Origin of the sequence: Virgibacillus natechei, assembly GCF_026013645.1 — a bacterium.
Lineage (GTDB): Bacteria > Bacillota > Bacilli > Bacillales > Amphibacillaceae > Virgibacillus_L > Virgibacillus_L natechei.
The window spans coordinates 1876956-1890228 of record NZ_CP110224.1; the positions used below are offsets into that span (position 1 = coordinate 1876956).

At 35.7% G+C, this 13273-nt stretch carries 9 protein-coding genes; all 9 read left to right on the forward strand.

Annotated features, from left to right (window positions below; genetic code table 11):
• The first annotated feature begins 33 nt into the window (after nucleotides 1–33).
• The 9 genes from parC (at nucleotide 34) to OLD84_RS09860 (ending at nucleotide 13104) form a co-directional block, all read left to right on the forward strand.
• Entirely contained in the window at nucleotides 34–2484 is a 2451-nt protein-coding gene (gene parC / locus OLD84_RS09820; RefSeq protein ID WP_209461194.1) for a DNA topoisomerase IV subunit A, read from the forward strand.
• Between the two features lie 119 nt (nucleotides 2485–2603).
• Nucleotides 2604–3236, forward strand: a complete 633-nt coding sequence (locus OLD84_RS09825) for a TetR/AcrR family transcriptional regulator (RefSeq protein ID WP_209461531.1) — start codon at nucleotides 2604–2606, stop codon at nucleotides 3234–3236.
• A 59-nt stretch (nucleotides 3237–3295) separates the two neighbouring features.
• Nucleotides 3296–4438 carry an acyl-CoA dehydrogenase family protein gene (locus tag OLD84_RS09830; RefSeq protein ID WP_209461193.1) on the forward strand — a complete coding sequence of 381 codons (1143 nt, stop codon included), beginning with the start codon at nucleotides 3296–3298 and terminating at the stop codon, nucleotides 4436–4438.
• A gap of 27 nt (nucleotides 4439–4465) precedes the next feature.
• Complete coding sequence (locus OLD84_RS09835; RefSeq protein ID WP_209461192.1) at nucleotides 4466–5818, forward strand: acetyl-CoA carboxylase biotin carboxylase subunit; 1353 nt, start codon at nucleotides 4466–4468, stop codon at nucleotides 5816–5818.
• A gap of 14 nt (nucleotides 5819–5832) precedes the next feature.
• A complete protein-coding gene (locus OLD84_RS09840) occupies nucleotides 5833–6048 on the forward strand; it encodes an acetyl-CoA carboxylase biotin carboxyl carrier protein subunit (RefSeq protein WP_209461191.1) in 216 nt (71 codons plus the stop codon).
• 38 nt (nucleotides 6049–6086) lie between these two features.
• Nucleotides 6087–6887, forward strand: a complete 801-nt coding sequence (locus OLD84_RS09845) for an enoyl-CoA hydratase-related protein (RefSeq protein ID WP_209461190.1) — start codon at nucleotides 6087–6089, stop codon at nucleotides 6885–6887.
• Between the two features lie 17 nt (nucleotides 6888–6904).
• Entirely contained in the window at nucleotides 6905–8434 is a 1530-nt protein-coding gene (locus OLD84_RS09850) for an acyl-CoA carboxylase subunit beta (RefSeq protein WP_209461189.1), read from the forward strand.
• A 167-nt stretch (nucleotides 8435–8601) separates the two neighbouring features.
• On the forward strand, nucleotides 8602–12240 hold the full coding sequence (locus tag OLD84_RS09855) for a dynamin family protein (RefSeq protein WP_245301420.1): 3639 nt from the start codon (nucleotides 8602–8604) through the stop codon (nucleotides 12238–12240).
• Nucleotides 12241–13104: a 5'-3' exonuclease gene (locus tag OLD84_RS09860; protein WP_209461187.1), complete on the forward strand. Its 864-nt coding sequence runs from the start codon at nucleotides 12241–12243 to the stop codon at nucleotides 13102–13104.
• Nucleotides 13105–13273 lie beyond the last annotated feature (169 nt).

The following is a 13273-nucleotide window of genomic DNA, read 5'->3' on the forward strand; positions in this document are numbered from 1 at the left end:
AAAATATTTTATTAAAGATTAGGGGGGGTTGTTTTGGTACAGCCTGAAAAATATTTAGACCTGCCGCTAGAAGAAGTAATAGGTGATAGGTTTGGAAGGTATAGTAAGTATATTATTCAAGATCGAGCATTACCGGATGCCAGAGATGGATTAAAGCCGGTTCAACGCCGGATTTTATATGCGATGCATGAAGAAAAAAATACACACGATAACCACTTTAGAAAATCTGCTAAAACGGTTGGTACAGTTATTGGTAATTATCATCCCCATGGTGATTCGTCTGTATATGAAGCAATGGTTCGCATGAGTCAGGATTGGAAAATACGAAATTCACTCATTGAAATGCACGGAAATAACGGTAGTATTGATGGTGATCCGCCGGCGGCTATGCGTTATACAGAAGCGCGACTTGCGACCGTTGCTTCTGAACTATTAAGAGATATTGATAAAGAAACAGTTGATTTTTTTCCTAACTTTGATGAAACTACAGAAGAACCTGTTGTATTACCTGCTAAATTTCCTAATCTGCTGGTAAATGGATCAACCGGAATATCTTCAGGATATGCAACAGATATTCCACCACATAACCTGGATGAAGTAATCGACGGTGTTATTATGAAAATGGATAACCCGTCGGTAACGGTTGATGAATTGATGACCGTTATCAAGGGGCCGGATTTTCCTACGGGCGGAATAATTCAAGGTGTGGCTGGAATTAAAAAGGCTTATGAAACCGGGAGAGGTAAAGTGATTAACCGGAGCAGTGCAAGAGTTGAAGATGTACGGGGTAATCGCCAGCAAATCGTAATCAACGAAGTTCCGTATGAAGTGAATAAAGCAAATATGGTTAAGAAAATTGATGAACTACGAATTGATCGTAAAGTAGAAGGGATTGCTGAAGTTCGAGATGAAACTGATCGAACAGGGTTACAAATTGTTATAGAACTGAAAAAAGATGCAAATAGTGAAGGTGTTTTAAATTATTTATATAAAAACACTGATTTGCAGGTGACGTACAATTTCAATTTGGTAGCCATACAGGATAAAAAGCCAAAATTATTATCATTACCACAAATCCTTGATGCGTATATTGTACATCAGAAGGACGTTGTTACGAGACAGACAAAATTTGATTTGTCAAAAGCAAAAAAACGTTCCCACATTGTTGAAGGACTAATGAAGGCAATTTCCATATTGGATGAGCTAATTGTTACAATCCGTGAATCCAGGGATAAACAGGATGCAAAGAAACGAATTATAACGAAATATGATTTTACTGAAGAACAAGCAGAAGCTATCGTTATGCTGCAGCTATACCGATTAACCAATACAGATATTACATCGCTTGAAAAAGAATCGGAGGAATTAAAGAAGCAAATAGCCGAATTAGAAACAATTTTGGCGAGTGAAAAGAAACTTCATCAAACCATCAAAAAGGAATTAAAGCAAATTAAGAAGACGTTTTCTGATGCTAGAAGAACTAAAATAGAAGATAAAATAGAGGAATTAACGTTTAACATTGAAGTAACAGTGGCAAGTGAAGACGTACTTGTTTCCACTACAAAAGATGGCTATATAAAACGAACAAGTCTACGTTCCTATTCAGCATCAAATGGCGAAGATATGGCAATTAAAGATGAGGATTATTTAATAAAATTAGTCGAATTAAATACCACCGATAAGATACTGCTTTTCACAAATAAAGGTAAGTATATGCTCCTCCCAGTACATGAATTGCCAGATATACGCTGGAAGGATATTGGACAACATATTTCTAATATTGTATCTACCGGTAAGGATGAACGGATCATTCAGGCTATCCCGATTCGAGAGTTTAAAGAAAATAATAATCTGATTTTCTTTACTAAAAATGGCATGATAAAAAGAAGCGAACTAAAGCTTTATGATGCACAAAGATATTCTAAATCCTTAATTGCCTTAAACCTTAAAACAGATGATGAAGTGGTTAATGTATACCAAACTAATGGTAATTCTGATGTTTTTCTTGCTTCCAATAGAGGGTTTGGACTCTGGTATCATGAATCAGAAGTATCAATTGTCGGACAACGAGCTGCAGGTGTAAAGGCGATTCAATTAAAAGAAGATGAATATGTTGTGAATGGTCAGGTGTTTGATGATCTGGCTCAACCATCACTTGTTGTTTTAACACAACGTGGAGCATGTAAACGAATGAAAATGAAGGAATTTGAAAAAGCAACTAGAGCAAAACGAGGTACCATCATGTTACGAGAATTAAAGAATAAGCCGCACCGAATAAAAGGTTTTTTTGTTATTAATGATAACGATACATTGTATTTTCAAACAAATAATGGAAAAACACACCGGATATTCCCATTAGAGCTATCCTTTAGTGAACGATCTAGTAATGGATCCTTTATTATTGATACGGATAGTCACGGGGATGTGAGTGAAGTTTGGAAAGATGTAAGTTACGAAAAACCGTTTGATGACGATTTTGAATAAGGAACAAGGGCAGATTTGTATAAAACCTGCCCTTGTTTTATCATATAAATTGTAATGAAAACGCTTTATATATTCTGAAAAGTGTGATAGAGTGTAGATATATTTATTGAGGGGGGTTTATAACGGATTTACGTCAAAAGATTATCCAATCGTCATTGCTTCTATTTGAAAAATATGGATTTCATGGTGTAACCGTAAATGAAATTGTGAAAAATGTTGGTACGTCTAAAGGTGGATTTTACCATCACTTTACAACCAAAGATGAATTATTATTCGTCATTCATGATACGTTTATTACTTATGTACTGAAGAAAGCAATAATCGCTACTAAAACATATCAGTCACCGACTAAAAAGCTGCAAGCGATCATTAAAGATTTTGTAAAAGTTTTTGATCTTTATAAACCTCACATATCTGTGTTTTATCAAGAGAGCATCTATTTAAAACCAAAATATGAACGTTTAGTAAAAAAGAAGCGGGATCAATTTAAAGAAATTATAAAACAAGCAGTTTATGAAGGGAAGGAAAGTGGGGAGTTTCGCGAGGATATTCCAGTCGAGATAACAACAATGGCAATTTTAGGTATGGTTAACTGGACATATAAGTGGTATCAACAATCTGGAGCTAAATCAATTGATGAAATCGGCGATATATATGTTGATTTAATTTTACATGCTGTTTTAAAAAACGAAACGGTGGCCAGTACAGCATATGATGAACTATTAATAGAAAAACCCTTTTTTACACTATAGAACTATATCCAATACAGACCAACCAGTCGGTCTTATTGTCAAATAACAGGAGGGTGTACATGAATTTCGAATTATCAAAAGAACAACTCATGATTAAAAAAATGGTAAAAGAATTTGCGGATGAGGTTATACAACCAAGGGCTATAGATATTGATAAGGAGGCAAAGTTTCCAGTCGATATTTTTGAACAAATGGGGGAGCTAGGGTTATTAGGAATTCCTTTTCCAGAGGAATATGGTGGTTCCGGTGGTGACACATTATCTTATATTTTAGCAGTTGAGGAAATTGGTCGTGTTTGCGGAAGTACAGGTTTGAGCTATGCTGCAGCTGTATCTCTTGGAGCGAGTCCCATTCATTCATATGGGACACCGGAACAAAAAGAAACCTTTCTTAAACCATTAGCAGAAGGGAAAGCCTTAGGTTCATTCGGACTAACGGAACCGAATGCTGGTTCTGATGCGGGAGGAACAGAAACAACTGCAGTAGAGGCTGGAGACGACTTTATTATAAATGGTGAGAAATCATTTATAACGAATGCAAGCTTTGCAAAAACAATTATTGTAACAGCTGTAACCGGGAAAAATGAGAAGGGAAAAAATATTATATCTGCTATCCTTGTTCCTACTGATACAGAAGGGATGACCATTACAAGTAACTATGACAAAATGGGAGTTCGTGGTTCCGACACAGCAGAAATTGTTTTAGAAAATGTACGTGTTCCTAAGGCTAACCTGCTAGGTGATCCACAAAGAGGATTTAATCAATTTCTTCACACACTGGATGGTGGAAGAATATCTATCGCAGCACTTGGGCTCGGAATCGCTCAAGGTTCACTGGATAGAGCATTAAGCTATGCGAAGGAAAGAACACAATTTAAAAAACCAATTTCCAGCTTCCAGGCAATACAATTTAAGTTAGCGGATATGTCTATGGAAGTTGAGCTTGCAAGAAACATGGTACATAAGGCTGCTTGGTTAAAAGATAATGGGAAACCTTTTGGTAGAGAAGCGGCCTATGCCAAATTGTATGCAACCGAAACTGCTTTTCGATCAGCGAATGAAGCGATTCAAATTCATGGTGGTAATGGTTATATGCGTGAATATGAAGTAGAACGATATTTGCGTGATGCGAAGCTCCTGGAAATAGGAGAAGGTACATCTGAGATTCAGCGAGTAGTTATTGCAAGACAACTAGGTTGTTAGAAAACTCGAATACTAGGGAGAGAGTTTATGATTAACAAAGTACTTATAGCTAATCGAGGAGAAATTGCAGCAAGGGTTATACGAGCGTGTAAAAAACTTAATATTCAAACGGTTGCAGTGTACTCAGAGGCTGATCAAAAATCAGTATATGTGAGTATGGCGGATGAAAGTTACTTAATTGGTCCACCACGGGTAAACGAAAGTTATCTAAATGTGGAAAAAATTATTTCCATCGCTAAAGAAGCAGAAGTTGATGCTATTCATCCTGGATATGGATTTTTAAGCGAAAGTGCAAATTTTGTTGAAAAATGTAACGAACAAGATATAATCTTTATTGGTCCTGCTGCTGAAATCATGAAAAAGATGGGAAGTAAGATTGCCGCAAGAAGAGCGATGCAAGCAGCTGGTGTTCCAGTTATACCTGGGACAGATGGTGCAGTAGAATCCGTTGAAGAAGCCAAATTAGCAGCGAGTGAAATAGGTTATCCCATCATGCTTAAAGCTTCTGCTGGTGGAGGCGGAATAGGCATGCAGGTGGTACAATCGGAAGAAGAACTAACAAAAGCATTTGAAAATAATTCAAAGCGTGCTTTAACATTTTTTGGCGACGGTTCCATGTTTCTCGAAAAAAAATTAGATAACACTCGACATATTGAAATTCAAATTTTAGCAGACCAGCATGGTAATGCCGTGCATTTATTCGAACGTGAATGCTCTGTTCAGAGACGTAATCAAAAAGTAGTTGAAGAGGCCCCCTCTACATTTATATCTGAAAACACCCGTAAGAAAATGGGGAGATCAGCTGTCAATGCAGCAAAAGTATTAGGTTATACAAATGCTGGCACCATTGAATTTTTGGTAGATGAAGAGGAACGATTTTACTTTCTCGAGATGAATACAAGAATTCAGGTTGAGCACCCAGTGACCGAAGAGATAACAGGGGTAGATATTGTCAAAGCCCAAATACAGATTTCTAATAATGAAAAATTACCTATCATTCAAAATGATCTCGTTATTAACGGTCATGCAATAGAAGTTAGAATTTATGCGGAAGATCCAGTTACCTTTTTTCCATCACCGGGGCATATATATAAGTTTGAACTCCCTGTAGGGGAATATATACGCAATGAAACTTCTGTGACCAACGATTTTGAAGTTACACCATTTTATGATCCATTAATTGGTAAACTAATCGTTAAAGGTTCAACCAGAGATAAGGCAATTTTTCGTTTAAAGGAAGCACTTCAGATTTACCAAATTGAAGGAATTAAAACGAATATACCAATGTTATTAAAGATTATAGATATTCCAGAGTTTCTAGCAGGGGATACTACTACATCCTTTATTCAGGAACATTATTTACCACTAGTGAAAAAATAAGGAGGAAACAGTCAATGCAAGAAATAAAAGCAAGTATGGCAGGTAACGTTTGGAAGATTGTTGTAGAACAAGGGGAGTACGTTGAAGAAGGTCAAGATATTGTTATTCTGGAATCTATGAAAATGGAAATCCCTATTGCAGCAGAGGAGGCAGGAACAATAAAAGAATTCAAAGTAGCTGAAGGCGATTTTGTTAACGAAGAGGACATTATTGTAATTATAAGCAAATAATTATGGATTCGTTATCTACGTACCGAGGGGTATTAGCTATGAGGGAGAAGGTGATTACTATAGATCTTGTAGATTTGAAAATAGTGGAAGAACATATAGCACTTATTACGCTGAATCGATCAGAAGCAGCAAATGCCATGTCCAAATCGTTGCTTGATGATCTTAATCATACTATCCAGAAAGTAAATCAGAATACAGATATCTATTGTACAATTATTACCGGTTCAGAGGAAAAGGCTTTCAGTGCGGGTGCAGATTTAAAAGAACGTAAGGGGATGACAGAGGATCAAGTGATAGCCGCCGTTCAATATATTGGTGAAACCATTACCACTGTTGAAAATATGCGTATGCCAGTTATTGCAGCACTTAATGGTGTTGCTTACGGTGGTGGACTTGAATTGGCGTTAGCTTGTGACCTTCGTATAGCTGCTGATCATGTGAAAATGGGATTAACCGAAGTTTCACTTGCAATTATACCAGGTGCTGGTGGGACACAGCGCTTGCCTCGTTTAATTGGTTTGGGGCAGGCAAAGCGTTTGATTTATACCGCGAAACCGGTTAGAGCTGAAGAAGCATTAACGATCGGTTTGGTAGAACAAGTAGCTGAAAAAGATAAATTGTACGATGAAACAATCCAACTGGCTAAAACCATTGCAAGCAATGGCCCTATAGCATTAAATCAGGCAAAAACAGCGATTAATAATGGGATGCAAACAGATATTGCTTCGGCTTTAACTTTAGAGCATTCAAACTATAAAAAAACAATACCAACAACTGACCGAATGGAAGGTCTGATAGCTTTTAGCGAAAAGAGAAGACCGGAATACAAAGGAAAATAAAAGCAGGAGGGTACATAATGTCCGATGTGGAAGATCTGCAAAGTAGAATAGAAAAGATTGAAAAGGGTGGTTCTGAAAAATATCATGAAAAAAACGAGGAAAAAGGAAAACTTTTTGTTCGAAAACGATTAGAATTATTATTTGATGACGGTATTGATGTGGAAGATGCATTCTTTGCTAATAATATGGATGATTCGCTGCCATCTGATGGGGTGGTAACAGGGATCGGGAAAATTAATGGCCAATCGGTTTGTGTTATGGCCAATGATTCTACTGTAAAAGCAGGATCATGGGGGAAAAGAACAGTAGAAAAGATTATTCGTATTCAGGAAACAGCTGAAAAGTTGGAGATTCCGATGCTCTATTTAGTTGATTCAGCTGGAGCAAGAATTACAGATCAAATTGAAATGTTTCCAGGACGTCGTGGAGCAGGACGAATCTTCCATAATCAAATTAAATTATCTGGACGTGTGCCGCAAGTTTGTCTATTATTTGGCCCATCAGCTGCGGGTGGAGCATATATTCCAGCATTTTGTGATATCGTTGTCATGGTTGATGGCAATGCATCGATGTACCTTGGTTCACCTCGGATGGCTGAAAAAGTAATCGGGGAGAAAGTGAGTCTAGAAGAAATGGGTGGTGCAAATATGCATGCCTCTGTATCTGGTGTTGGTGATGTATTGGTTAAAACGGAGGAAGAGGCGATTGAATACTCCCGAAATTATTTAAGCTATTTTCCCGCCAATTTCAGAAATAGAGCAAAATCAGCAGAGCCAAAAGAAGTAAAATCCTTTGAGAAAACAATTACGGACTTGATACCAGAAAATCAAAATGCTGCTTTTAACATGTATGATTTGATTAATCGAATGATTGACGAAGACAGCTTTTGTGAAATCAAAAAGAAATTCGCTCCGGAGTTAATAACTGGCTTAGGAAGAATTAACGGAAAATCAGTGGGCATCATCGCCAATCAACCTCGTATGAAGGGAGGAGTACTTTTCCCAGATTCAGCTGATAAAGCTGCAAAATTCATTCAGCTTTGTGATGCGTTTAATATTTCATTGCTCTTCCTTGCAGATGTTCCTGGATTTATGATCGGTACAAAGGTGGAGCGAGCAGGAATAATTAGACATGGTGCTAAAATGTTAGCCACGATGAGTGAGGCTACTGTTCCCAAAATTTCAGTAATCGTAAGAAAAGCATACGGAGCAGGATTGTATGCGATGGCGGGACCCGCATTTGAACCGGATTGCTGTATTGCATTACCATCTGCGCAAATCGCCGTTATGGGGCCAGAAGCAGCAGTAAATGCTGTATATGCTAACAAGATAGCTGAATTACCTGAAGAAGAACGTCCAGCTTTTATTAAAGAGAAACAAGATGAATATAAAGATAATATTGATATTTATCGGTTAGCATCCGAAATGGTAATTGATGCAGTTGTTGAACCTGCAAAATTAAGGGATGAATTGACGAGTCGTTTAGCTCTGTATGAAAATAAAAATGTTACGTTTACAGAACGAAAACATGGTGTATATCCAGTTTAAATTAAAAGAAGCTTTGATCTTAGATCAAAGCTTCTTTTAATTTAGTGTTAACCATAATATTATTATGTTAACTAAATTGAGATAATTCATAAGGTAGAAAAACTACATATAATCTCGTATAATAGACGCTAGTAAAGTTATGCGAGAAAGGACTTGAAAATGCCGTGATGATTAAAAGTTTAACGCGAACACGTACCGAGTTACCGCATTTAGTTGCGCTTTATAAACAAATGGTTGATAACAAAGATAAATCAAATGCTACTAAAATACTGGATATTTATGAAAAATTGGAAAAAGAAGAACTGATAATCAGTTTTGCTGGTCATTTTTCTGCTGGGAAATCATCGATGATCAATGCGCTTTTAGCAGAAGATATTTTACCGAAAAGTCCCATTCCGACAAGTGCCAATGTCGTCAAAATTAATTCAGGTGAAGGTATGGCTAGAGTGTTTTTTAAACATAGTAATCCTCTAGCATATAAAGAACCATACGATATTGATAGGATAAAGGAATATTCAAAGGAAGAAGACACGATAGAAAAAATAGAAATAAGCACTGGAAAAAAGGTTGTACCTGAAGGTTCTGCAATTATTGATACACCTGGTATAGACGCCGCAGATGATGCTGATCGCTTAATGACAGAGGGTTCATTATACCTCGTTGATATATTGTTCTATGTAATGGATTATAATCATGTACAATCGGAAGTTAATTTACAATTTTTAAAATCATTACAAGAAAAGGGTATTCCGTTTTATGTAATTATTAATCAAATTGATAAACATGATGAAACAGAAATTTCATTTAACACGTTTGATAATAGTATTAAACAAACGTTTGACCTATGGGGTTTGTATCCACAAGGAACTTTTTATTGCTCATTACTTTATCCTGCAGAAAATCATAACCAGTTTAACGAAATAAAGCGAACTCTGTTTTCATTAATGAGTATCTATAAGGACGAATATTTAAATATTGATAGATCTGTGACGCAAGTAATGAAAGAACATAAACATTATTTGAAGACGAAATATGAAGATGAAATGGATAATGATGCTACTAATAATGAATCTCAGGTTAGTATGGAAAACATTAATAATACAGAAACAAAATTACATCAATTAAAAAATGAACCTTTGGAATTGGAGAAGGCTTTTAATAGTGAATTACAAAAGACATTACAAAATGCATATTTAATGCCTTCTAGTATTCGGGATAATGCTGCAGCATTTTTAGAGTCGCAGCAATATAATTTTAAAGTAGGTTTACTTGCAACAAAGAAGAAAACAGCTGAAGAAAAAGATGCTAGGGAAGCGGCTTTTTTGAATCCTTTGCTGGAAATTATAGAGGCATCTGTTCAGTGGAGATTGCGTGATAAATTTATAAACCTATTAAAAGAAAATGGTGTGGAAGACCACGAAGTTCATAAGCGTGTCCAGAGGCTATCAATTATTTACTCGAGAGAAGATCTTATAAAATTAATGAAGACTGGGGCAAAAGTGAATGGTGATTATATATTAAATTATACAAACGATGTGGCTGCTGATATAAAAAGTAAATATAAACAAGAAGCACGTTTAGTGTGGAAAACAATTCATCAAGCTGTTACTGATAAAAATGAAGAGACAATTAATATATATGAAACACATCTCAGTCAACTTCAGGAAAAACGTGCGCTACAACTAAAAAAGGACGATCTTCAAACAGAATTAGATGAGAAATATAGTAGATTGGATAAACAGTTGGAGTATCCAGAAAATGTTGATGAAGCTCAGTTATTAATACAAAATGATATAGAATCGAGAAAGCAAACCATTTCATTAGCAGATGATTCAAAAGAAAATAAGGGTTCACCAACTATTAAAATTAAAAAAGAAGAAGTTTCAGAAGTAAAAACGAAAAGAGAGAAAAAACACTCGGTCGACAGTGTGCTTGATAGTATTGACAAAACACTTCAAACTATAGCAGATTTACCAGGATTTCAGACATTGACAGCGGATCTCAATGGGAAATATGGACGCTTAATAGATCGTACGTATACGATAGCACTATTTGGTGCATTCAGTGCTGGGAAGTCATCATTTGCAAATGCTTTGCTTGGAGAAAGAGTATTGCCTTCATCTCCGAATCCGACAACAGCCACGGTAAATAGGATACGTCCTGTAACAAAAGAAAATAGTCATGGTACAGTTATTGTTACATTGAAGGATGAAAATACATTAAGAAATGATATATTAATGGTTACGAAGAACTTCTCTCCAATCGAAGCAGATTTTAAGTCTCTAGTACATTGGGTAGAAGATAAGCAGATTCATAAAAATGTGGAACTAAATAAAATGTATCAATCGTATTTACAGGCAATAATTACAGGCTTTGATAAAAATAAGGATTCTATAGGTAATACAGTACGGATTTCAATAGAAGAATTTGCTAGTTATGTTACAGATGAGACAAGAGCATGCTACATTGATTCAATCGATCTTTATTATGATTGTTCGATAACGAAGCAAGGAATCACACTCGTTGATACACCCGGTGCCGATTCTGTAAATGCTCGTCATACGAATGTGGCTTTTGACTACATTAAGCACGCTGATGCTATCCTATATATAACCTATTATAATCATGCCTTATCACGGGCTGACAAAGACTTTCTAATCCAGTTAGGGCGTGTGAAAGAAGCATTCCAGTTAGATAAAATGTTCTTTGTTGTAAATGCAGCAGATCTAGCATCAAACGACGAGGAACTAAAACTAGTTACAAGTTATGTACAGGATCAATTGGTCCAATTAGGAATTCGTTTTCCACGGTTATTTGCAGTATCTAGTAAACAGTCATTAAAAAACAAGTTGAACAACTTAGCTTTGAATAAGCAAATGCGAGATTTTGAAGATGACTTCTATCACTTTATTCACAGTGATTTAACCGAATTAACGGTAAAAGCTGCTTTATGGGATATAAAACGAGCCCATCAAACAATGGAACATTATAGGGAATCATTGAATCTCAACGCACAAGAAAAAGAACGTCATCAACGTGATTTATTATCAAAAAGAGATCATGCAAAACAACAATTATTAAATCTTTCTGTAGATGTTTATAAGGAACAGGTATCACAAAAAATAGATAAGCAATTATTTTATGTATTAGAAAGAATATCTATTCGTTTTCATGATATGTTTAAAGAAACGTTTAATCCAGCAACTATAACGGAATCTGGAAGAAAAGCACAAATGCAATTACGTAATAGTTTACAAAATCTTATTGAGTATGTTGGTTTTGAATTAGTTCAAGAACTTCAGGCTGTTTCCTTACGGGTTGAAGCGTTTATTCAATCTCAAGCTACAGATGTGTATAAGAATTTAGCAAAAAGCAGTAAACAAATAGATGAGACATTTATTTTGCCTGAGTTTGATCAGGTAGATTTAAATACACCATACTTTATCAATGCTTTTCAGAATTTAGATATATTGGAATTTGATCAAGTTCTAGCTAAGTTTAATGGAACGAAGGCTTTCTTTGCAAAAAATGAAAAGGAAGTTATGAAAGAACAATTCCAAACAATCATGAAGCCATATGAAAAAGAATATATAGAAGAAAACAAATCTATAATGGACACGACCTATGTACAACATTGGGATAAATTGATGGATGAATTGAAAAACAAAGTTATAAAAAATTTGGATGCCCATATTAACAATTACCTGGAGATCATGGAGTCTCCGGTTAATGGGAAACATTTAACAGAAAAACATAATATATTGGATTCTATAATGGATAAGCATGATATAAGGGATGTGCAGTAAATGGAGAAACAAAAAGTATTATTAGTTGATGGAATGGCTCTCTTGTTTCGTGGCTTTTTCGCGACAGCTTTTCGAGGGAACTTTATGAAAACAAGTAAAGGGGTGCCGACAAACGGAATTTATCAATTTATGCGCTATTTCTTGGATGCAGTGGATACATTTCAACCTACCCATGTTATCTGCTGCTGGGATATGGGAAGTAAAACATTCCGTACCGATCTATATGCGGGATACAAAGCGAATAGAGATGAACCTCCTGTAGAGCTCGTTCCGCAATTCGATCTTATAAAAGAGGTAATGGATGCATTCGACATGCCGAATATTGGAATGGAGAACTATGAAGCGGATGATTGTATTGGCACGTTAGCGAAGGTATATGGTATTGACAATGATGTTATTATTCTTACCGGCGATCAAGATATTCTGCAACTAGTTGATAAAGGGGTAGAAGTTGCAATTATGCGAAAAGGTCAAGGGAATTATGAGGTATTTAATTATATTAATTTTCATGAAAAGAAAGGCATCACACCAAAACAAATTATCGATTTAAAAGGATTGATGGGGGATAGTTCGGATAACTATCCTGGCGTTAAAGGAATTGGTGAAAAAACAGCATTAAAGCTATTACAGGAATTTGAAACAATAGATAATATACTTCAAAATATAAAGAAATTGCCAAAAGGGGTACAAACAAAAATTAACTCGAATATTGATATGCTTCATTTGTCGAGAAAGCTTGCCGAAATTAAATGTGATGTGCCTATTAGTTGTCAGCTTGATCGTGCATTATGGCAATATGATAAAATGAAAATTGAAGAAAAGTTTGACGAGCTGGAATTTAAAAATTTAGCATCTTTTTTATAAACCACCTGCATGTGTGTGTACGCATGCAGGTTTTCTTATTCATCTCAGTAAATCTGATTCCGATGAAAAAACATAAAGCATGCGTTGAAACGCCTGCCGAATCAGGTTTATTTAATGCGAGGGGCATATACATATAGGGGTACTAGTATATACCTTTACCCCTGATTAA